The sequence below is a fragment of the Paramesorhizobium salinisoli genome (genome assembly GCF_003335045.1).
In the GTDB taxonomy this organism is placed as follows: Bacteria; Pseudomonadota; Alphaproteobacteria; order Rhizobiales; family Rhizobiaceae; genus Paramesorhizobium; species Paramesorhizobium salinisoli.
The window spans coordinates 110342-130013 of record NZ_QOZG01000005.1; the positions used below are offsets into that span (position 1 = coordinate 110342).

The window sequence follows — 19672 nt, forward strand, 5'->3', positions numbered from 1 at the left end:
ACTTCCGAACAAACGGTTTTTCCTTTCAGTAGCAGGACAAGCATGAGCATCGATCTGAATGGCCGGCTGGCGCTGGTGACCGGCGCCTCGCGCGGCATCGGCTATTTCCTCAGCCTCGAACTCGCAAAGCGCGGCGCCCATGTGATCGCCGTTGCCCGCACCGTCGGCGGTCTGGAAGAGCTCGATGACGAGATCAGGGCGCTCGGCGGCAGCGCAACGCTCGTGCCGCTCGACCTGACGGACATGCCGGGGATCGACAGGCTCGGCGGCTCGATCCACGAGCGCTGGGGAAAGCTCGACATTCTGGTCGCCAATGCAGGCGTGCTCGGGACCATAGCGCCTCTCGGCCATGTCGAGGCGAAGACCTTCGAAAAGGTCATGAATGTCAACGTCACAGGCACATGGCGGCTGATCCGCTCCGTCGACCCGCTGCTGCGGCAGTCGGATGCTGGCCGTGCGATTGTGCTCTCATCGGGCGTCGCCCATTCCGCGCGCGCCTTCTGGGCTCCATACGCGGCCTCCAAGGCGGCTATCGAGGTGATGGCGCGAAGCTGGGCCGAAGAGACCCGAAACATGAAATTGCGCGTCAATTCGGTCAATCCCGGCGCGACGCGCACCGCCATGCGGGCGCAAGCCGTGCCCGGCGAAGACCCGGAGACCCTGCCCCACCCAAGGGATGTAGCTGTGAAGATCGTGGCGCTGGCGGATCCCGCGCTCGATGTCACCGGGCAGCTTTTCGACGTGCGGCAAGGCCGGTTCCTGAACTACCGTCTGCCTGACTGACGGATTCGCTGTCGATATTTGAAAAGCGCTGGCGGGACAGTACCCCCCTCTGGCCTGCCGGCCATCTCCCCCACAAGGGGGGAGATTACGCTTTCATCGAAATTATCCACCAATCGCAAACGTTGACGATTAAATGCCATCTACATGTCAGCCAATCTCCCCCCTTGTGGGGGAGATGGCCGGCAGGCCAGAGGGGGGTGAGAAGACACGCACCTCACACCACGGCTTTACGCGCCTTTGTCGTCCGATATGTCATCCGTTTCCGCCGAGTTTTCCGCCGTCTCCTGCATCTCAGCTGCCATGCGCTTGTGCCAGGCGGCCACGCTGAAGGGCAGGAACGCCAGATAGGCGAGCGCGGTCAATGTCAGCGTTTCCCAGGTGTAGCTCATCAGGAAGGCGACATAGATGACCACGCACAGGATGAGCGGCATGACGACATCGCGGCGGACCAGGCTTCCCGCCGTCTTGCCGTTATAGACCGGCAGGCGGCTGACTAGCAGGAAGGCGATGGCGACCGTATAGATCGCGGCGGCGAAGGCGAGCACCCGTGTCGGGGCCAGGCCAAGAAAGCCAAGATAGACCGGCAGCAGCACCAGCATGGCGCCCGCGGGCGCGGGGACACCAATGAAATAATTGCTCTGCCAGGACGGCGTGCGGGGGTCCTCCAGCATGACGTTGAAGCGGGCCAGCCGCAGGCAGCAGGCGATGCAGTAGAGCAGCGCGGCGATCCAGCCGAAGGCGCGCGCCTGGTCGAGCATGAAGGAATAAAGCACCAGCGCCGGCGCCACGCCGAAATTGACGATGTCGGCGAGCGAATCCATTTGCGCGCCGAATTTGGACGTACCCTTCATCATCCGCGCGACGCGCCCGTCTATCCCGTCGAGGAAGGCGGCGACGAGCACCATCGACACCGCCAGTTCGAAACGGTTTTCGAAGGCGAGCCGCACGCCGGTCAGCCCGGCGCAGATGGCGAGCACGGTGATCACATTGGGGATGACCATGCGCATCGGTATCTGCGACAGGCGCGGCCCCCTGCCCTCGGTGGGGCCGTTCGGCTCGAATGGCGGAAACGGTGTTTCCATCGGCTTAGGCTATCCGCACTGTGGGAGCTGGCCTGTCGCTGCCGAACTCAGCCACGACGGTTTCGCCTGCAACCGCGGTCTGGCCGACGGCAACGCGGGCCTCGGCGCCCTTCGGCAGATAAACATCGACACGGGAGCCGAAACGGATCAGGCCGAAGCGCTCGCCGGTCGCCAGCAGATTGTCTTCCTTGGCCCAGCAGACGATGCGCCGCGCGACGAGGCCGGCGATCTGCACCACCGCTACCGTTCCATTGTTGCTGTCGATCAGAAGACTGTTTCGCTCGTTTTCCGCGCTCGCCTTGTCCAGATCGGCATTGAGGAACATGCCCGGGCGATAGGCGATCCGGGTGATCTGCCCACGGACCGGCGCGCGGTTCACATGGCAGGAAAAGACGTTCATGAAAACGGAAATGCGCAACATCGGCTCATCGCCGAGACCGAGCTCGCGCGGCGGGATTGCCGGACCGACGGAAGAGACCTTGCCGTCAGCCGAACTGATGACCAGCCGGTCGTCCGTCGGCGTCACCCGCTCGGGATCGCGGTAGAAATAGATGCACCAGATGGTGAGGACCATGCCGATCCAGAACAGTGGATCCCAGAACCAGCCGAGGACGAGCGAGGCCAGGAAGAAGGCCGCGATGAAAGGATATCCCTCGCGGTGGATGGGCACGAATGTGTTGCGGACGGTATCGAATAGGCTCATCAATCATTCCTCGTGTTTCCCACTACTTAGTGGAGAACATGGCGTTCGGCAAACCCGACCTTCCTGGAAAATACAGGCGTTGCTTGCGTTACAGCGTTCTGCAGCGTCGGCGCTGTGGATAATTGGATGAATCGGCAACCTGCCATCAACTGAACGGCGTCCACTCACTCCGCAGCCGGAACCCCACGGCTCACCAAGCCCAGTTCGTCCTTCTCGCGCACCTGCCGCAGGCGCTCCTCGGCTTCGGTCGCCTCGCGCTGGCGATCCCACATGGAGGCGTAGAGCCCCTTTTTATGCAGGAGCGAGCGATGGGTGCCGCGCTCGGCGATCACGCCGTCCTTGAGCACGATGATCTCATCAGCCGTGATGACCGTCGACAGGCGGTGCGCGATGACGAGCGTGGTGCGGCCTTTGCTGACGATATCGAGGGCCGACTGGATTTCCTGCTCGGTTGCCGTGTCTAGCGCCGAGGTTGCCTCGTCGAGGATGAGGATGGGCGGCGCCTTCAGAATGGTGCGGGCGATGGCAACCCGCTGCTTTTCGCCGCCGGAGAGCTTCAGCCCGCGCTCTCCAACCATGGACTGATAGCCGTCCGGCAGGAGCTTGATGAAATGCGAGATCTGCGCCAGTTCGGCTGCGCGCTCGACCTCCTCCTCCGTCGCCGACACGCGGCCATAGCGGACATTATAGGCGATAGTGTCGTTGAACAGCACCGTATCCTGCGGCACCATGCCGATGACCTTGCGCAAGGATTCCTGCGTCACGTCGCGGACATCCTGGCCATCGATGGTGATGGCGCCGTCCTGGATATCGTAGAAACGGAACAGCAGCCGCGAAATCGTGGACTTGCCCGCGCCCGAGGGGCCGACGATGGCGACGGTCTTTCCGGCGGGAACCTCGAAGCTGATACCTTTCAGGATAGGCCGTGCCGGGTCATAGGAGAAATACACGTCGTCGAAGCGGATCGCGCCTTCGGTGACGACGAGCGGCTTGGCGTTCGGCTTGTCCCTGACCTCCTGCTCAACGTCGAGCAGGTCGAACATCTGCTCGATGTCGGTGAGCCCCTGGCGCACCTCGCGGTAGATGAAGCCGATGAAGTTGAGCGGTACCGACAATTGCATCAGAAGCGCGTTGATGAAAACGAAATCGCCCAGCGACTGCGTGCCTGCGATCACCGCACGCGCCGACATCACCATGAGGATCGCCATGCCGGCGCCGAAGATCACCGCCTGGCCGAAGTTCAGCCAGCCGAGCGAGGTCCAGGTCTTGGTCGCCGCCGTCTCATAGCGCGCCATGGCGCTGTCGAAACGCCGGGCTTCCATAGCCTCGTTGCCGAAATATTTGACGGTTTCGAAATTGAGCAGCGAGTCGATCGCCTTTGTGTTGGCGTCAGTATCGGATTCGTTCATGTCGCGGCGGATGTTGATGCGCCAGTCGCTCGCCTTGATGGTGAACCATGTATAGAGCGAGACCGTCACAGCGACGACGACCAGATAGGAAAATCCGTAGGCGTAGGCGAAAATGACCGCCGTCAGCGCGAATTCCAGGATGGTCGGCAGCGTGTTGAGGATCGTGAACCGGACAATGGTCTCGATACCCTTGGTGCCGCGCTCGATGACCCGCGACAAGCCGCCGGTGCGCCGCTCCAGATGAAAGCGCAGCGACAGCTCATGCATATGCACGAAGGTCCTGAAGGCTAGCTGGCGCACGGCATATTGGCCGACGCTGGCAAAAAGCGCGTCGCGCAACTGGTTGAGCCCTGCCTGGATGATTCGTGCGAAATTATAGGCGACGACCAGCATGACGGCGCCGAGGAACAGGGCGGGGATATAATCCGGCGCCTGAAACTGGCCATTCAGCGCATTCGTCGCCCATTTGAAGAAATAGGGAACGAGGATCAGAACGATCTTGGAAATGACGAGATAAAACGTCGCCCAGACGACGCGCATCTTCAGATCCGGCCTGCCATCCGGCCACATATAGGGCCAGAGGTTGCGGATCGTCTGCAGGGTCTGGCCGGATTCGGCGGAAACGGTTTTCGAGGTTTTTTTGTCTGACATGATCTCGGAGCTTTATTTCCGCTCTTTGGAACAGAAATCGGCAAGGTCGTTCACCAGGCCGTTCAAATGAGTATGGATCGCGGCCAGCGCCTGGCTATTGACACTGTAGCGGGATGACTGGCGTTCGGGCCGATAATCGACCAGCCCTGACTGCACCAGAACCTTCAGGTGTTGCGAGACGGTGGACTGCGCAAGATCGACCGTGGAAACGATCTCTTTGCAGCAACAGGCATCCTGAAGGCTGAGGTGGCGCAGGATGCGGAGACGCACCTCATGAGCCAGCGCCGCATAGATACGGGCGGCGCGGGCATCCTCGCCATTATCGGCAAGTGGATCGTAATCCGGGCGGGAACAATCATTCATCGTAAATCGGCGATATACGATATGAAGCGCTACTGCAAGCTTTTACCCGCGCGCCGGGATTGGCAAAGTTTATTGCTGCACCTTCAAACGGCGCTGTGCTTCCTCGTCCGACAATGGCTCCTTCGGCATCGAGAAGACCTGGCCGGGCAGGATCAGATCAGGATTTTTGATCTGGTCGGCATTGGCCAGGTAGATCGTCGTATAGCGGGTGCCCCTGCCATAGGTGCGCTTCGAAATCGTCCAGAGATTGTCGCCCTTGCGGATGATGACCGACCCGTCGACGCTTTGAAGCGGCTTCGCAGTCGTATCGCTTTCGGCGCCCGTGGCAAGCTCAGCGGCATTCGACGCAGCCGACCGATCCATAGGCGCGCCAGTGGCATTGTCGGCATTCGGAGCGACGGCCGCGATGTTCTCACCTGCCTCGCGATGGAAGGGAACGTGCGCGGAGGCGATCACGGTGCCATCCTTTTCCGTCAGATCGGCGCGTATGATGTAATCGCCCACGGCGAGCGGGCGCTGGCTCTGCACCAGGAAACGAGCGTCCGGCGAAGCGGGCGCGGCTCCGAGCATGACCTCGTTGGCGTAGACGGCAACGCGCTTGCCCGGCACAGCCTTGCCGGCGACAAAAATGGTATCGCCTTCGATCTCGACGGCCTCGACGGTGACGGGTGTCTGTTTCTGCGGTTCGGCAGGCATTGCCTGCGTGGCGTGAGCCTCACCAGATGGCTGCTGCGCCGTCCCGGTCGGCATATCGGCAGGCGCGGCGGCGGCGGGCTTTCCTGCCTGCGGCGTGGTGATCATCCGGCTTGCCTCTCCCGGCTGCTCGACGAGCGCCAGCACCTGGCCATCGTTCTTATCGGGCACGGAGACGATCGCCGTCTGGGACGAGGTCGCCGCCTTGCTGTTGGTCCCGGTCGCACGCAACACCAGTTGATGATCGCCCGGCTTCAGCGCCTGATCGAGCGCGACCGCGAAATCGCCATTCTCCGCAGCCCGGGCTGATCCGAGAACGATCGATCCGGCGATAACATCGACATTGGAGGCAGGCTCTGCCCTGCCCGCGATGACCACCGAACCATCAGGCTCGACCCGCAATATGTCAAAGGACGGAACCGTGACCCCAGCCTGCTGATCGACAGCGGGCGCTGTGGGCGCATCGCCTTGCGGGGCGGCAATTTGCGGAGCCGATGGAGCGACAACCGCTGCCACAGGCGATTGAGCCGGCGTTTTGGGAGCAGTGCCCGGAAGCACGCCGAAATAGGCAGCTATCGCGGCCGCGGCGGCGACTGCTGCAAAACCAAACAAGGCATAATAGTTTTTCTGCATTTCCCCGGGTCCCTTTTCATTTCGATCTACAGCTTTTTGATCGGACCTACAAGAATGTGGGAAGCCTCGCAGTTCGTTAATATTGTGTATACGCCTCAATACGCACCCACTACCACTATAGAACCATCTTGCAGCAGTTGCAAAAGTGTTGTCCGACGCGATTGCGGCCATGTGGCCGCTTGACGGTTTCGGGGCGAACTGCCCTATTCCCTGACATGAACAAGATTCGATCCATTTGCGTTTATTGCGGCTCGTCCCCGGGCCTTGACCCCCTCTACAAGCAATCCGGTCATTTGCTGGGACGCTCGATTGCAGAGCATGGATTGCAGCTCGTCTATGGTGGCGGCACCAAGGGCATCATGGGCGCAGTCGCCGACGGCGTCATGTCGGCCGGCGGCAAGGTGACGGGCATCATTCCGAAGTTCCTGATGAACAAGGAAGCCACCGAACATGCGCTCGGCCAGTTGAACGAGCTCATCGTTACCGACGACATGCACCAGCGCAAGCATCTGATGTTCCAGCGCTCGGACGCATTCGTCACGCTTCCAGGCGGCATCGGCACGGTGGAGGAAATCGTCGAGATGATGACCTGGGCGCAGCTCGGCCATCACAGCAAGCCGATGGTCTTCGCCAATATCAACGGGTTCTGGGACCCGCTGATCTCGCTTCTCGATCACATGGGGGCCGAAGGCTTCATCCATACGTCGCATCTGGTAAAGCCGCTGATCGTCGATCGCGCCGAGGATATCGTTCCGACTATCCTGCGAGTCGCGACGGCCAAACCGTCCGATGGCGACGAGGCGGTCATCGAACGGATGTAATCCTCAAATCATTTCGGGCGGATTGCGGTTTACCGATTTTGAAGGATTTGGCCTTGGCCCGCTTCTTCACACCCGCCGTATGGGGAACGTCTCAAGCCTTCTTCCGGCTTTCGTTGATGCTCGACCAGGTGTAGATCGCAAGACCTGCCCAGATGAGGCCGAAGGCTATGAACTGGACCGTAGAGAACGGCTCTCTGAACCAGAATACGGCGATCAGGAAGATGATCGTGGGGCCGATATATTGCATGATGCCGATGGTGGTGTAGCGCAGGAGCTTCGCACCGAAAGCGTAGCAGATGAGCGGGACGGCCGTCACCGGACCGGCCATCAGCAGGATGAAGACATTCCAGCCATTGCCGGCGGCGAAATGGTCCTGGCCGCTGCCGATCAGCCATATGATATAGCCAAGCGCCGGGACCGACAGGATCAGCACTTCCAGCATGAAGCCCTGCGACGGGCCGATCGGAAGCGTCTTGCGCAGGAAGCCGTAGAAACCGAAGCTCAGCGCCAGCGCCAGCGAAACCCATGGCAGACCGCCCGCCTTGACCGTGAGCAGAACGACCGCCGCGAGCGCCAGACCCACCGCCACCATCTGCGCCCGATTGAGCCGCTCTTTCAAAAACAGCGCGCCGAGAACGACGTTTATCAGTGGGTTGATATAATAGCCGAGCGCCGTCTCGAGCGCCCGGTCGACCGAGATCGCCCAGACATAGATGCCCCAGTTGAACGTGATCAGGCCAGCGGTGATGCAGGCCATCATGAGCGTACGCGGGCTACGCAATGCGGCCGTTATGTCGGCCGTGCGCCCCATCAGGAAAAGCAGAATGGCGGCAACGGGAACCGACCAGATAATGCGGTGCGCCACCACCTCGGAAGCGGGAATATGCGTTACCAGTTTCATGTAAAGCGGCAGGAACCCCCACATCAAAAAGGCGGAAAGCGCGAAGACGAAGCCGCGGACGTCATTCGACATCGGGGGACGCTCAAGGGTATTGTCGGTCATGGAAATGTCTCATCCCGTTTTCCCGCGCGTTGCGCGTACGGCAACCCGCTCTTGCGCCCAAGTCGTTATGAAATCCATTGAATTGTGCTGATCAAAGCATCAATTTTGTTGATCGGCCTATTCTGCCGCGATCTGTCCGGCCATCTCGCGGTTCTTCATCAGCTTGTAGACCACGGATTCCATCAGAGCATGGAAAGACGCATCGATGATATTGTCTGAAACACCGACCGTGCGCCAGCGCGCGCCGGTCGCATCGTGCGATTCGATCAGAACGCGGGTGATGGCCTCGGTGCCGCCATTAAGGATACGCACCTTGAAATCCACGAGTTGCAGATCCTCTATCTCGCTCTGGTAGCGGCCGAGATCCTTGCGCAGCGCGATATCGAGCGCGTTGACAGGGCCGTGCCCCTCGGCGACCGACATGCGCAACTCGCCATCTATCTCGATCTTGACGATCGCCTCGGAGACGGTCTTGACCTGACCGGTTGCATCGAAGCGCCGCTCGACCATACAGCGGAATGAATCGACCCTGAAGAACAGCGGAATGGTACCCAGCACGCCGCGCGCCAGAAGCTCGAAGCTCGCGTCCGCACTTTCATAGGCGTAGCCCGCCGCCTCGCGCTCCTTGACCAGCGCGATGAGCGTGTCGAGGCGCGGGTCGTCCTTGGCAACCTTGATGCCGCGGCGATCGAGCTCGGCGATGAAATTGGATTTTCCGCCCTGGTCCGAGACCATGACACGGCGGCGGTTGCCGACCGTTTCCGGCGGCACGTGCTCATATGTCGCCGGTTCCTTGATCAGCGCCGAGGCATGGATGCCTGCCTTGGTCGCGAAGGCCGATGTGCCGGCATAGGCAGCCTGTTCGAGCGGCGCGCGGTTGAGAATATCGTCGAAGGTGCGCGACAGGCGGGTGATCCGGGCAAGCGCCTCGGCGCTGATCCCCGTTTCGAAACGGTCGGTCCAGTATGACTTCAGCATCAGCGTCGGGATGAGCGTCACCAGATTGGCGTTGCCGCAACGCTCGCCAATGCCGTTCAGCGTGCCCTGCACGTGACGGACGCCTGCGTCGATGGCGGCGAGCGAGACGGCCACAGCCTGCTCGGTATCGTTATGGGCGTGGATGCCGAGCCTGTCGCCGGGGACGGTTTTCCTGACGGCATTGACGATCTCGGCCACCTCGCCCGGCTGCGTGCCGCCATTGGTGTCGCACAGCACCACCCAGCGCGCGCCGGCCTCATAAGCGGCCGCGGCGCAGGCAAGGGCGTATTCGGGATTGGCCTTGTAGCCATCGAAGAAATGCTCGCAATCGACCAGCGCCTCCTTGCCCGCCATGCGGGCAGCGGTGACGGACGCGGTGATCGCCTCGAGATTTTCCTCATTGGTGCAACCGAGCGCCACTTTCACATGATAATCCCAGCTCTTGGCGACGAAGCAGACGGCGTCGGAGGCAGCCTGCAGCAGGACAGACAGGCCCGGATCGTTGGACGCGGAAACGCCGGCCCGCTTGGTCATGCCGAAGGCTGCGAACTTCGCGCGCGATGTCTGCTTGCGCTTGAAAAAAGCCGTATCGGTCGGGTTCGCCCCGGGATAGCCGCCCTCGACATAATCGACGCCGAATTCGTCGAGCATCGCGGCGATCGTCTTCTTGTCCTCGACGGAAAAGTCGATGCCGGGCGTCTGCTGGCCGTCGCGCAGCGTCGTGTCGTAGAGGTAGATACGTTCTTTTTTCACTGTTTCCGCTCCTCAAAGAGCAAGTTCTATATCTGCTTTGGCCCAATTCAGGGAGATTGTCACGATGGCGGCCAATGGTCCGTGTCGTGGTCGGGGTGCTGGTACGAGACGAGCGAATTCAGAAAACCGGCGGATTGCGGATCCTCCATGGTGTCGTGCCCGGGAAGCCGCGAGAGGCCGTCCACATAGGGCAGCTTGCCCTCCGTGCCCCATTGCACGATGGGCTCGATCTCCTCGGGTGCATCGAAGGCGCCAATGGCGAGTGCTACGCCATCAGGCGCCTCAAAGGTGAGCGGCGTTCCGCATTCGGCGCAAAAGCCACGCTTGACGTGATTGGAGGACTGGAAGCGCTTCGGCTCCCCGCGCGTCCAGATCAGGCTTGCTTCGCGGACAGAGACGAGCGGGGCATAGAAACTGCCAAACGCCTTCTGGCACATGCGGCAGTGGCAGATCGAGCCTTCGCCCAGCCTGCCCTCGACGCGGAAACGAACCGCGCCGCACTGGCACCCGCCGGTATAAAGGGGGATGTTGTCGAGGGTCATTGCACTATCTCCTCCGTTTTAGAGCCGGCCACCGTCACGATATGCCGACAGACGCCGTCGATCTCGCGCAGGATATCATCGTTCCAGAAGCGGAGGATGCGCCAGCCGCAGCTCTTGAGATAAACCGTCCGCCTCTCGTCATCGGCCGCCTGTTCCGGTGAACCATGATGGCTTCCGTCGATCTCAACGATCAAATGGTGCGCTGAACAAACAAAGTCGGCAATATAGGGACCGATGGGCACCTGTCGGCGAAAGCCCAATCCCATCAGACGATGGGCGCGTATCTCGTTCCAGAGCTTAAGTTCAGCTTCAGTCATTGCCCGGCGCATCGATTTTGCATGGCTACGCCGACGCTTCGGAACGATGTCATGTGGCATATCATACCTCCACGACCATTGTTCTCAGCGGCTGAGCTTTACGTCGCCCCCCTCTGTCCTGCCGGACATCTCCCCCGCAAGGGGGGAGATTGACCTTCATTGGGGACGGAGCTTTAATCCGCAACGTTGCCGATTGTCTGCCAGCGACAATAAAAGCCAATCTCCCCCCTCGCGGGGGAGATGTCCGGCAGGACAGAGGGGGGCGCTGTCCCGCCAGCCTTACCGCTGAAAGGCCCCTCACCGCTTGACCTCCCAGGTCGTCACCCTCTCGCCTGTGACCGGGTCCTTGCTGTCTTTAAGCTGGATACCCTGCGCAGCAAGCTCGTCACGGATGCGGTCGGCTTCTGTCCAATTCTTTTCGTCTATGCACGAGCGACGGCGGGCGATCGCCGCTTCGATTTTCTCCCCCTCAGCGGCAGACAAGACTGCTGCCATATCGTCCAGAGCAACGAAATCTTCCAGATCAAAGCCCAGAATGCTCCACCCGCTCACAAGCTCGAACAGCGCGTCCCGGTTACCGGAGGACGCCTCCTTGGCTAGCCTGTGCAATTCGGTGAAAGCTGCTGCCGTATTGAGATCGTCAGAAAGCGCGTCTTTGAATGCCTGCGTGGGCAATGGCTCAGCCATCCTGTTTGCAACGACCTTCCAGTCTGCATTCTCGGCAATTTTGCGAAGATCAGCCCATCGTAGCAGAATTTTCTCGGCCTCCTCGAGCCTCTCCACGCCGAAATCGATCGGCTGGCGATAATGCGTCATCAGCATGGCAAGCCGCAGCACCTCGCCCGGCCATTTGCGGCCGCCGAACTTCTCAGTGGTAAGCAACTCGTTGATGGTCACTAAATTGCCGAGGCTCTTCGACATCTTCTGGCCCTCGACCTGAAGAAAGCCGTTGTGCATCCAGATATTGGCCATGCGCGCCGAACCGAAGGCGCAGCAGGATTGGGCGATTTCGTTTTCATGGTGCGGGAAGACCAGATCGATGCCGCCGGCATGGATGTCGAAGACGTTCTTTTCCGGATCGTCGCATTCCAACCCGCCGCCGAAGGGCTCCAGCAGCTTGGCCATTGACATGGCGGAGCACTCGATATGCCAACCGGGACGTCCGGGAACAGTAATTCCCGCAGGCGAAGGCCAGCCGGGCTCGCCGTCTTTCGAGGGCTTCCACAGCACGAAATCCATCTCGTCGCGCTTGTAGGATGCGACATCGACGCGGGCGCCGGCGATCATTTCATCAAGCGAGCGGCGGGCGAGCGCGCCATAGCGCGGCAACCCGTTGGCGCCGGTCATTGAGGCGACGGAGAAAAGCACGTGATCGTCGGCGACATAGGCAAAGCCGCGCCTGACCAGCCGGTCGATCATGGCGCGCATTCCGTCCAGGTGTTCGGTGGCGCGCGGCTGATGGGTCGGCTCCAGGCAGCCGAGCGCGGCCACATCCGCCTGGAACTGGTCGTTCGTCGCCTCCGTGACCTTACGGATCGCCTCGTTCAGCGGCAGACCCGGATAATCGCGCGCGGCGCGGGCGTTGATCTTGTCGTCGACGTCGGTGATGTTGCGGGCATAGGTGACATGCTCCTCGCCATAGATATGGCGCAGCAGGCGGAACAGCACGTCGAAGACGATGACGGGGCGCGCATTGCCGATATGGGCGAAATCATAGACCGTCGGCCCGCAGACATACATGCGCACATTGTCCCGATCGATGGGGACGAAATCTTCTTTCTGGTGCGTCAGCGTGTTGTAAAGGCGCAGGCGCGGCGCGTTCTCGCTCATGCAGTATCCACTCCCCATTTTGCAAGTCCGGGCGGAAACCCGGTTTCCATTTTTCCTGGACTTGCCAAGCCCTTCGATCAAGCAAACGTCGTCCTAGCCAACTGGCCTGGGCGTTGTCATCTTTTCGAGGGATCAGGGAGACGAAAACGGCCGGGCCAGCGGGAGGCTAGCCAATAATGATCGCACAAATACAAATCGTCGTTGCGGAAGGCGTTTTCATGGCTGCACTTATCCCCGGCTCCGCCCCCGCCGTCAAGAGCAATTGCAAAGAGGCAGACGCTCCGGCGATGCGGTTCCCTTCGGGTCGGGAATCATTTTCGAACTTTTCGGGAATCCGCCCGTTGTTACAGTGCAAGGCGTTTCATGCTGCATTTCTGCAACAGGTCGCATGGTTAACCCAAATTAACCCGGATACCTCAAAACCGGCGATAAACAGCCTTTTTTCAGTCCGATTCCACGGAAGAATATGGGGGTGTAACGCGAGGAAGGAGTCTAGAAATGACAGAAAAAGCTTTAACCCCACGACGAGACAGGTTGACGGAACAATATCGCGAGATCGGCCCGGCGGCACTTGTCGCAGCGCTGCTCGCCGCGCCGCGCAGCCATTCGGATGGGCGCAATGACAACCGCCCCAACTCTATCCTAGCCGGCAAAAAATCGGCTTAAGAGACCGATGCCGATCGCGGCCATGACGAAGCCGATCAGGCAATCGAGAATGCGCCAAGCCGCGGGCCTGGCGAATATCGGCTGGAGCAGACGCGCACCATAGCCGAGCCCGAAGAACCAGACGAAGGACGAGACGGCCGCGCCCGCGCCATAGGCGACGCGGTTTACCCCTTCGAAGCGGGCCGAGAGGCTGCCCAGGAGCAGCACCGTATCGAGATAGACATGCGGATTGAGGAAGGTGAGCGCCAGACAGGCCGCCACCGCCGCTTTCAGGCTCGTCTCGCCCTTGCCTTTGGCATCCATCGCCTCGGGCTTGAACGAGCGGCGAAAGGCAGCGGAGGCGTAGTAGAACAGGAAGGCAGCGCCACCGAGCGTCACAGCCGCGATCAGCCCCGGCGATTGCGCGAGCAAGGTTCCGAGACCGGCCACGCCGGCGGCGATCAGCAGCGCATCGGACAGAGCGCAGATGAGGCACAGCACGAAGACATGCTGGCGCAAGAGGCCTTGCCGCAGGATAAAGGCATTCTGCGCGCCGATGGCGATGATGAGCGAGGCGCCCAGGAGGAAGCCGGAGAGAGCAGCTGAGAACATGTGTGGAATTTCCTGAAAATCGGATGGAAACGCATTTGTTAGTGCATTTCACATTAAAGTGGAAACTCTGGAAAGCGGAAACGCTGACAGGCCAGAGGGGACGCCCTGCGATACCAGCAAAACAGGAAACGCCTTAGAACATCGAGAGCTGGCCGCCGGAACCGTCTTCCGACCCCGGCTTCTTCTTGTTTTTTGGCTTTTCAGCTATCGCAGCCAAGTCCTCTTCCACCCGCTCCTGAATGTCGGGCGAGACATTGCTCACCTTGTTGACCTTGTCGGATACGGGGATGGCCTCGAAGAAATCCGGCTCGACGGGACGCATCAGCCCGGCCACCTCGCGCGGCAGATTATGCTTGCAATCGAGCCAGGGGCCGAAATCCTCCGGCTGGATGACCACCGGCATACGCTCATGGATCGGGCGCAGCGCCGCATTGGCGCTCGTCGTCAGGATGCCGCCGGTGTCGATCTGCGAGCCATCGGCGCTCGACCAGGTTTCCATGAGCGCGGCGAAGGCGACCAGCCCGCCATGCCGCGGTCGCACCCAATAGGCCTGCGCCTTGTTGCGCCCTTCGCGCCGCCATTCGTAGAAACCGGAGGCCGGAACCAGTGCGCGGCGGTGGTGCAGGGCCGCACGAAAGGAATTCTTCTCCGCCGCCGTTTCGCTGCGGATATTGAACATTAGCGGAAAATCATTGGGATCCTTGACCCATCCCGGGATGAAGCCCCAGCGCACCAGATGGCCCACCCGGTCCGGTCTGTTCGATCCCGGCGGCGGTGTTTCGCCCGCCAGGATCATCAATATCGGCTGCGTCGGCGCGATATTGTAGCGCGGCGGGAAATCCTCGCCAATGATCGCGGCCAGGAGAGTCTCGACCTCCTGCCTGCTTGCCGTGAGTGAAAACCGTCCGCACATGACGGGCGATGTTCAGCTTTTTGCCGCGAGGGTCAAGCGGCTCGGCGCATCATCCTCATGAATACCTACCTTAAACCGCTTGCCAATCCCGCACACCCGCCCTACCCCTGATCTCCATGACCGCTGCACAGCCTCCTATCCATGGCGTTTCGCTGATCTGCCGCAGCGACGGACGATTTCTGCTCGTGGAGCGCGGGCGCGAACCGTGGAAGGGCTGGCTGGCCTTTCCCGGCGGGCGCATCGAGGCCGGTGAAACGCCTGAAGAAGCAGCCCGACGCGAACTCATGGAAGAAACCGGGCTCATGGCGGAAAAGCTCAGCCATTTTGTCACGGTCGATCTCAACCAGGACAGCGGCAGTTCTTATGAAGCGAGCTTTTATCTCGCCGTCTTCCGCGCCCATGGCCTGACCGGAGAAGCTGTGGCCGGCGACGATGCGGCTGCCATATTGTGGCTCGATGTGGAGGAAATGGCGAAGGCGCGCATCACGGAAAGCACGCTCGCCGCCGCCCGCGAGATCGTCAGGCTCGAAGATGACGGCCATTCGCTCACACCTGATCCTGCGACACCAGCTTTGCGTTAAGCCTCTTCACAATGACAGCTTGAAGCGGCTTTGGTTTCGCGGCAAAAGAACCGGCAGAGAGGATGAGGACGTTTTTTGAAGCACGCGTGGCAGATTGTGATCGTGGTGGCCTGCCTGATGGCTTCGCCTGCAATGGCGGCGGGGGCGGCAGCGGCGAACGAGCCGCCTTATGAGGCGAAGCTGGTCCGGCTGGCGGAGATTCTGGGCTCGCTCCATTATCTGCGCAATCTATGTGGCGAGCCGGGCAGCGAATGGCGGGACCGCATGAATGCCATAATTGCTGCGGAAAAGCCTGAAGAACCACGGCGTATACTGATCATCGCCAGTTTCAACCGTGGGTATCGGGCGTTCAGCGAGGTATATTCGAGCTGTACCGATTCGGCGGTTGCGGCGATTGACCGCTACATGAAGGAGGGTGAGGGCTTGTCGAATGAGATCGCCGCGCGCTATGGCAATTAAGATCACGTTAACCGTTGAAATCATTGATGCCCGTAAACGATTAAAATTGATGGTAATCTGTTAACGGCACATTAAGTTAAGGCAAGGCTTCGGCTCTGCGACTTTAAAAAACGATCGATGGCTCTGCTACCGGCTTCGGGCCTTTGAGAAAAACTGGCATACGCCAAGGTGAAATGGATGGCACAAGCTCCAACCGATCTCGACGAACTTATCGCACGCGAGAAAAAGCTTGCTGCGATCGAATATCAGAACGAAGTCTGGGCCGATGGCATTTCGGAAGGCATCGAACCTGAGATTCTGGCCGAAGCGGCCTTTGCGACGGCGCTGACTGAACTGATTCGTGACGCGGGTGATGATTGCGCGCTGGAACTGATCGAAAAGATGCGCGAGCAAATCATTTCAGGCGAGTTTTCCACAGACCGCACCCTGCAATAAGGGCGAATTTGGCTGATAAGCTTGGTGCCATAACAGCCCCTCGCATTCGATCCGACTAAGACCTTGCGGCCAGGTCGAGTGGCTGATCCCTTGTTTTGCCCCTTATCTGCCGCCGGTTTTGCTGCATCATTCATCCTTGAAGCGAAAGCGATCCGGGATAAATTGACCGGCGTACTCCATTGCGCTGCAAATGAACTTTTAGGGGCGACGCCGGTATCTTCCGCCCGCTAATTTTCTGTGACAACATATGACAATGATCCGTCCCCTCTCCTCCGCTTCGCCGTCCGTATCGCGTCTTGTGACGCCCGGTCTTTTCGTGTTCCTTGCCGGCATGTTCCTGATGGATGCCGGGGCACGGGCAGATGCCCGCCCTCATGAGCAGCAACTGGCGTTGAGCGAGATGCAGGAATCGGCGCAAGCGCCGCGGAAAAGCACTACCGACGATACCAATCCGGCGACGCAGATCCCACTGCCGGGTCCGCTCAAGCAGGAACCTTCAAAGCCGACCGAAAACCCCGAGGAGCAGAGCGATCCCGCGCGTCCGCATGTCGGGGAAAACGGTTCACCGCCCGTGGTCGAATACGATATCGAGAAATTGCCTACGGCGGTGAAGCAGACGCGCCAGCACATTCTCGAAGCGGCCAAATCAGGCAATATAGAAGCCCTGCGCCCTCTGATCGGCACAGGCGAGGACATGACCGCCCTATCGCTCAGCGGATATGAGGGCGATCCGATAGATTATCTCAAGGGGATTTCCGGCGACAGCAACGGTCAGGAAGTGCTCGCCATTCTCGTCGATTTGCTGGAAACCGGCTTTGTCCATCTCGATGCGGGTGGGGCGAACGAGCTTTATGTCTGGCCGTATTTCTTTGCCTATCCCATCGACAAGCTGACGCCGCCGCAGATGGTGGAACTCTACCAGATCATCACCGCCGGCGACTACGAGGACATGAAAACCTTCGGCGCCTATATCTTCTACCGCATCGGCATCAGCCCCGACGGAAAGTGGCAGTTCTTCGTCGCTGGGGATTAGAACCTACTTCAATTCCTCCAGCAGATCGACCAACTCGGAAATCTGCCCGAGACGCCTGAAGCGCGGGGCTTCAACCGGTTCTTCGGCATGTTCCAGCACCCATGTGAGGTCGTGCGGGATATAGATGCCCCAACTGCCGGCGGCAATGGCGGGGACGATATCCGACTTCAGCGAATTACCGACCATCATGGCGTGCTCAGCGCCGTCGCCGTAGCGGGTGAAAACGCGATAATAGGTCGCCGCGTCCTTGCTGCTGACGATTTCCACCGCATCGAAAAACTCGCCCAGGCCGGATTGCGCCAGCTTGCGCTCCTGATCGAAAAGATCACCCTTGGTAATCAGGATGATACGATAGGCGCCGGCGAGGCGTTCGAGCGTCTCGCGCACATGTGGCAAAGTCTCGACCGGATGATTGAGCATTTCGCGCCCCGCATCCAGTATCTTTTGAATGACATGGGCGGGCGCCCTGCCCTCCGTTACCTCGATGGCGGTCTCGATCATCGACAGGGTGAAGCCCTTGATGCCGAAGCCGTAGATCTGGAGATTGCGGCTTTCGGCCTCCAGAAGCCGCTGGGTCAGATGCTCTTTCTCGGCATAATCGGCCAGAAATGACGCGAAACGCTCCTCAGTCAGCCGGAAGAACTGTTCGTTCTGCCAGAGCGTGTCATCGGCATCGAAGCCGATGGCCGAAAGGGATTTCCTGGCACGCATAGCCGCTTCCTCCATCTGCCGACGGCCCTAGAGAATACCGCTCAGGGCGCCATGATGCTTGCTGGGCTCGAACTCGGTAATATCATAGCGCGCAAGCCCGTGCTGGTGGAACGGATCTTCGGCCAAAAGCGTCTCCAGTTCCGCGCGGCTCACCTTGCCGCTCGCCAGAATGATACCGCCGTCGCGGGGATTTTTAGGCCCCGACGCCAGAAAGATCTCCCTGGCGTAATAGACATCGAGAAATTCGCGGTGGAGCCGGATGTGCTCCTCGATCTCGGTCAGAGGCTTCACATAGGTCAGGCTGACGATATACATGCGTTCTCTCCCGATTTCATGAAATCAGCGCCTCGGCAGCGCTTCCAGGAATTCCACCGGCTCGCCCTGCGACGGGGTGACGATCTCGCCTTCCCACATCACCTTCAGCCCGCGAACGAGCGTGCCGACCGGCCAGCCGGTAACGGTCCTGCCGTCATAGGGCGTCCAGCCGGCGCGGGAGCCTGCCTGCGCATTCGTGATCGTCTCGCGGCGCTTCAGATCGACAATGGTCAGATCGGCATCGTAGCCGACGGCGACGCGGCCCTTGCGCGCCATGCCGAAAATCCGGTTGGGGCCGTGCGAGGACAGATCGACGAAACGCTCGATCGAAAGCCGTCCCGCATTGACGTGGTCGAGCATGATCGGCACCAGCGTCTGGACACCGGTCATGCCCGAGGGCGAAGCCGGATAGGGCTTCTGCTTTTCTTCCAATGTATGCGGCGCGTGATCGGAGCCCAGCACATCAACCACGCCCTGCCCTATGCCGTGCCAGATGCCGTCACGATGGCGCGCCGCGCGCACAGGCGGGTTCATCTGGATAAGCGTGCCGAGCGTTTTATATTCCGCGGCATCGAGGGTGAGGTGATGCGGCGTCGCCTCGCAGGTCGCCACATCCTTATGGCCTTTCAGGAACTCGATTTCCTCGGCGGTGGAGATGTGCAGCACGTGGATGCGCGCGCCGGTTTCACGCGCGATGCGCACCAGCCGCTCGGTGCAGGAAAGGGCGGCGATCTCGTCGCGCCAGACGGGGTGGCTCGAGGGATCGCCGGGTACACGCAGGTTCTCGCGCTCGCGCAGGCGGAATTCATCCTCCGAATGGAAGGCGGCCCGGCGGCGCGTGTTGCGCAGGATGGAGCGAACGCCCTCGTCATCCTCGACCAGCAGGTCGCCGGTGGACGAGCCCATGAACACCTTGATGCCCGCCGCACCCGGCAGGCGTTCCAGTTCTGCCACGTCGCGGGCATTGTCGCGCGTGCCGCCGACCCAGAACGCGAAATCGCAATGCATGCGGTGGCGACCGCGCCGCACCTTGTCGGCGAGCGTTTCGGCTGAAGTCGTCAGCGGCTTGGTATTCGGCATTTCGAAGACGGTGGTGACCCCGCCCAGCACGGCGGCGCGAGACCCGGTTTCGAGATCTTCCTTATGCTCGAGGCCCGGCTCGCGGAAATGGACCTGACTATCGACGACGCCGGGCAGGATATGCAGGCCGGTGCAATCGATCGTCGCACCTGCCGACTTTTCGTCGAGACTGCCGATGGCGGCAATGCGTCCATTGCGGATACCGATGTCGCGGAGGCCCCTCCCATCCTGATTGACCAGCGTGCCGCCCTTCAGGATGGTGTCGAAAGTCTCTGGCATCTGATTTTCTCCGTCTTGCGGGGCGATTTTTTTGCTGCAAGTCCGGAT

21 protein-coding genes are annotated in these 19672 nt (G+C 60.6%); 6 read left to right on the plus strand and 15 right to left on the minus strand.

Annotated elements, in window-relative coordinates; all coding sequences use genetic code 11:
* Positions 1–42 precede the first annotated feature (42 nt).
* A complete protein-coding gene (locus tag DUT91_RS12780; RefSeq protein ID WP_114440802.1) occupies positions 43–783 on the plus strand; it encodes an SDR family NAD(P)-dependent oxidoreductase in 741 nt (246 codons plus the stop codon).
* Positions 784–1010: 227 nt separating this feature from the next.
* On the opposite strand, the gene pssA is transcribed toward DUT91_RS12780, so the two are convergent.
* The 5 genes from pssA to DUT91_RS12810 form a co-directional block, all read right to left on the minus strand.
* Positions 1011–1865, minus strand: a complete 855-nt coding sequence (pssA, locus tag DUT91_RS12790) for a CDP-diacylglycerol--serine O-phosphatidyltransferase (protein ID WP_114440803.1) — start codon at positions 1863–1865, stop codon at positions 1011–1013.
* Between the two features lie 4 nt (positions 1866–1869).
* On the minus strand, positions 1870–2568 hold the full coding sequence (locus tag DUT91_RS12795; RefSeq protein WP_114440804.1) for a phosphatidylserine decarboxylase: 699 nt from the start codon (positions 2566–2568) through the stop codon (positions 1870–1872).
* A gap of 164 nt (positions 2569–2732) precedes the next feature.
* Positions 2733–4628 (minus strand): ABCB family ABC transporter ATP-binding protein/permease, encoded by a 1896-nt coding sequence (locus DUT91_RS12800; RefSeq protein WP_114440805.1) that lies wholly within the window; start codon positions 4626–4628, stop codon positions 2733–2735.
* Positions 4629–4640: 12 nt separating this feature from the next.
* On the minus strand, positions 4641–4991 hold the full coding sequence (locus DUT91_RS12805; protein WP_114440806.1) for an ArsR/SmtB family transcription factor: 351 nt from the start codon (positions 4989–4991) through the stop codon (positions 4641–4643).
* Between the two features lie 69 nt (positions 4992–5060).
* Positions 5061–6317: an Ig-like domain-containing protein gene (locus tag DUT91_RS12810; RefSeq protein ID WP_114440807.1), complete on the minus strand. Its 1257-nt coding sequence runs from the start codon at positions 6315–6317 to the stop codon at positions 5061–5063.
* Positions 6318–6532: 215 nt separating this feature from the next.
* Between DUT91_RS12810 and DUT91_RS12815 the strand changes: the two genes are divergently transcribed.
* Complete coding sequence (locus DUT91_RS12815; protein ID WP_114440808.1) at positions 6533–7138, plus strand: LOG family protein; 606 nt, start codon at positions 6533–6535, stop codon at positions 7136–7138.
* Between the two features lie 91 nt (positions 7139–7229).
* Here DUT91_RS12815 and rarD read toward each other — a convergent pair whose 3' ends face one another.
* The 7 genes from rarD to DUT91_RS12855 form a co-directional block, all read right to left on the minus strand.
* Positions 7230–8141 carry an EamA family transporter RarD gene (gene rarD, locus DUT91_RS12820; protein ID WP_114440809.1) on the minus strand — a complete coding sequence of 304 codons (912 nt, stop codon included), beginning with the start codon at positions 8139–8141 and terminating at the stop codon, positions 7230–7232.
* Positions 8142–8258: 117 nt separating this feature from the next.
* Positions 8259–9872 (minus strand): citramalate synthase, encoded by a 1614-nt coding sequence (gene cimA / locus DUT91_RS12825; RefSeq protein ID WP_114440810.1) that lies wholly within the window; start codon positions 9870–9872, stop codon positions 8259–8261.
* 59 nt (positions 9873–9931) lie between these two features.
* On the minus strand, positions 9932–10414 hold the full coding sequence (locus tag DUT91_RS12830; protein WP_114440811.1) for a GFA family protein: 483 nt from the start codon (positions 10412–10414) through the stop codon (positions 9932–9934).
* The gene (locus DUT91_RS12835; RefSeq protein WP_114440812.1) at positions 10411–10791 is read right to left on the minus strand and encodes an endonuclease domain-containing protein; all 381 of its coding nucleotides are present in this window, start codon (positions 10789–10791) and stop codon (positions 10411–10413) included. Before DUT91_RS12835 ends, DUT91_RS12830 begins: the two co-directional genes overlap by 4 nt.
* 237 nt (positions 10792–11028) lie before the next feature.
* Positions 11029–12561: a cysteine--tRNA ligase gene (gene cysS / locus DUT91_RS12840; protein ID WP_114440813.1), complete on the minus strand. Its 1533-nt coding sequence runs from the start codon at positions 12559–12561 to the stop codon at positions 11029–11031.
* A gap of 642 nt (positions 12562–13203) precedes the next feature.
* Positions 13204–13818, minus strand: coding sequence for a LysE/ArgO family amino acid transporter (locus DUT91_RS12850; protein ID WP_114440815.1), 615 nt, complete (start codon positions 13816–13818; stop codon positions 13204–13206).
* A gap of 133 nt (positions 13819–13951) precedes the next feature.
* Positions 13952–14731 carry an SOS response-associated peptidase gene (locus DUT91_RS12855; RefSeq protein ID WP_114440816.1) on the minus strand — a complete coding sequence of 260 codons (780 nt, stop codon included), beginning with the start codon at positions 14729–14731 and terminating at the stop codon, positions 13952–13954.
* 116 nt (positions 14732–14847) lie between these two features.
* Between DUT91_RS12855 and DUT91_RS12860 the strand changes: the two genes are divergently transcribed.
* The 4 genes from DUT91_RS12860 (at position 14848) to DUT91_RS12875 (ending at position 17239) form a co-directional block, all read left to right on the plus strand.
* Positions 14848–15312, plus strand: coding sequence for an NUDIX hydrolase (locus tag DUT91_RS12860; protein ID WP_114440817.1), 465 nt, complete (start codon positions 14848–14850; stop codon positions 15310–15312).
* Between the two features lie 105 nt (positions 15313–15417).
* Positions 15418–15771, plus strand: coding sequence for a TIGR02301 family protein (locus DUT91_RS12865; RefSeq protein WP_425373796.1), 354 nt, complete (start codon positions 15418–15420; stop codon positions 15769–15771).
* A 168-nt stretch (positions 15772–15939) separates the two neighbouring features.
* Complete coding sequence (locus DUT91_RS12870; RefSeq protein WP_483466842.1) at positions 15940–16206, plus strand: hypothetical protein; 267 nt, start codon at positions 15940–15942, stop codon at positions 16204–16206.
* Between the two features lie 247 nt (positions 16207–16453).
* Positions 16454–17239 (plus strand): hypothetical protein, encoded by a 786-nt coding sequence (locus tag DUT91_RS12875; protein WP_114440819.1) that lies wholly within the window; start codon positions 16454–16456, stop codon positions 17237–17239.
* 3 nt (positions 17240–17242) lie between these two features.
* Here the strand turns inward: DUT91_RS12875 and DUT91_RS12880 are convergent, their stop codons facing one another.
* Genes DUT91_RS12880 through DUT91_RS12890 form a run of 3 tightly spaced genes read right to left on the minus strand, consistent with a single transcriptional unit; the run spans position 17243 to position 19624 of the window.
* Positions 17243–17950 (minus strand): HAD family hydrolase, encoded by a 708-nt coding sequence (locus tag DUT91_RS12880; RefSeq protein WP_114440820.1) that lies wholly within the window; start codon positions 17948–17950, stop codon positions 17243–17245.
* Positions 17951–17977: 27 nt separating this feature from the next.
* On the minus strand, positions 17978–18265 hold the full coding sequence (locus tag DUT91_RS12885; protein WP_114440821.1) for a YciI family protein: 288 nt from the start codon (positions 18263–18265) through the stop codon (positions 17978–17980).
* A 24-nt stretch (positions 18266–18289) separates the two neighbouring features.
* On the minus strand, positions 18290–19624 hold the full coding sequence (locus DUT91_RS12890) for a dihydroorotase (RefSeq protein ID WP_114440822.1): 1335 nt from the start codon (positions 19622–19624) through the stop codon (positions 18290–18292).
* Positions 19625–19672 lie beyond the last annotated feature (48 nt).